The organism is Neisseria sp. P0021.S005 (genome assembly GCF_051956955.1).
On sequence record NZ_JBQCWY010000466.1, the window covers coordinates 1 to 2,389 of the forward strand.

General features: G+C 55.6%; 2 protein-coding genes. Both read left to right on the forward strand.

Annotated features, from left to right (window positions below; all coding sequences use genetic code 11):
- Positions 1 to 966 (forward strand): S41 family peptidase (locus ACTHUE_RS15655; RefSeq protein WP_440423944.1); only part of this gene is annotated, 966 nt, incomplete at its 5' end.
- 95 nt (positions 967 to 1,061) lie between these two features.
- Positions 1,062 to 2,389, forward strand: a 1,328-nt coding sequence (gene radA, locus ACTHUE_RS15660; protein WP_440423945.1) for a DNA repair protein RadA, incomplete at its 3' end; no start/stop codon positions are given.

Sequence of the window (2,389 nt, forward strand, 5' to 3'; positions counted from 1 at the left end):
ACCCTGACCCTTTCACGCAAAAATGCCGACAAACCCATCGTCGTCAACCTGACCCGCGCCATCATCAAAGTCAAAAGCGTGCGCCATCACCTGCTTGAAAAAGACTACGGCTACATCCGCGTTTCCCAATTCCAAGAGCGCACCGTTGCCGCACTCAACGAAGCCGCACAAGCCCTTGTCAAAGAAAACAAAGGTCCGCTCAAAGGCATCATTCTCGACTTGCGCGACGACCCAGGCGGCCTGCTCAATGGCGCAGTCGGCGTATCCGCAGCCTTCCTGCAACCTGACGTAACCGTTGTCAGCACCAAAGGCCGTAACAAAAAAGAAGGCATGGTTCTCAAAGCAACTGCCGAAGACTACATCACCACCAGCGGCAAAGACCCGTTGGCCGGATTACCTGCCGAGCTGAAAACCATTCCTATGACCGTCCTGATTAACGCAGGCTCTGCCTCCGCTTCCGAAATCGTTGCCGGCGCATTGCAAGACCACAAACGCGCCGTCGTCGTCGGCACACAAAGTTTCGGCAAAGGCTCGGTGCAAACCCTGATTCCGCTTTCTGGCGGCAGCGCAGTCAAATTGACCACCGCCCTTTACTACACGCCGAACGACCGCTCGATTCAGGCGCAAGGCATTGTTCCTGACGTTGAAGTCAAAGACAAAGACCGCGCCTTTGAAAGCCGCGAAGCCGATTTGGTCGGCCATATCGGTAATCCGCTGGGCGGCCAAGACGTCAACAGCAGCAACGAAACGCCTGCCAACACAGAAACCAAAGCCGATAAAGACAAGTCCAAAAAAGACAAAGACGAAGACATCTCCAGCCGCCGCATTCCCAATCCGGCCAAAGACGATCAGCTCCGTAAAGCCTTGGACTTAGTGAAAAATCCAGCCGAATGGCAAAAATCTTTGGGCTTGGCAGCGAAAAAACCTGCACCGAAAAAAGATGCGGATAAAGACAGTAAGAAATAAACCTGTTATTTCTCAATAAAAAAGGTCGTCTGAAAACGATATGATTGTTTTCAGACGACCTTTTCACACATCAAATATTCCACAGGGAAAACACCATGGCAAAAGCCCCCAAAACCATCTACCAATGTTCCGAATGCGGCGGTACTTCCCCGAAATGGCAGGGTAAATGCCCGCATTGCGGCGAGTGGAACACGCTTCAGGAAAGCCTGGCCGCGCCCGAACCGAAAAACGCCCGTTTCCAATCTTGGGCGGCGGACACTTCGACCGTCCAATCCCTCTCCGCCGTTACCGCGACCGAAGTGCCGCGTAATCCGACCGGCATGGGCGAGCTTGACCGCGTATTGGGCGGTGGTTTGGTCGATGGCGCGGTCATCCTGCTCGGCGGCGACCCCGGCATCGGCAAATCTACGTTGCTGTTGCAAACCATCGCCAAAATGGCGCAAAGCCGTAAAGTGCTGTACGTTTCCGGTGAAGAATCCGCCCAACAAGTCGCCCTGCGCGCACAACGTTTGGAACTGCCTACCGAAGGCGTGAACCTGCTTGCTGAAATCCGCATGGAAGCGATTCAGACGGCCTTGAAACAGCATCAGCCCGAAGTCGTCGTTATCGACTCCATCCAAACCATGTATTCCGACCAAATCACTTCCGCCCCCGGTTCCGTGTCGCAGGTGCGCGAATGTGCCGCCCAACTGACGCGTATGGCGAAACAGATGGGCATCGCCATGATACTGGTCGGACACGTTACCAAAGACGGCGCGATTGCCGGCCCGCGCGTGCTGGAACACATGGTCGATACCGTGCTGTATTTCGAGGGCGACCAACATTCCAACTACCGCATGATACGCGCCATTAAAAACCGCTTCGGTGCGGCAAACGAACTGGGCGTATTCGCCATGACCGAAAACGGTTTAAAAGGCGTATCCAATCCGTCCGCCATTTTCCTCGCCAGCTACCGCGACGATACGCCCGGCTCGTGCGTTTTGGTTACACAAGAAGGCAGCCGCCCGCTTTTGATCGAAATTCAGGCATTGGTCGATGATGCACACGGTTTCACACCCAAACGACTCACCGTCGGTCTCGAACAAAACCGCCTCGCCATGCTGCTCGCCGTCCTCAACCGCCACGGCGGCATCGCCTGTTTCGACCAAGACGTGTTCCTCAATGCCGTCGGCGGCGTCAAAATCGGCGAACCCGCCGCCGACCTCGCCGTCATCCTCGCCATGCTCTCCAGCTTCCGCAACCGCCCCATGCCCGAAAAAACCGTGGTTTTCGGCGAAATCGGCCTCAGCGGCGAAGTCCGCCCTGTTGCACGCGGACAAGAGCGGCTCAAAGAAGCGGAAAAACTCGGCTTCAAACGCGCCATCGTCCCCAAAGCCAATATGCCGCGCAATGCCAAAGAGTTTACGAACCTGAAAATCTACGG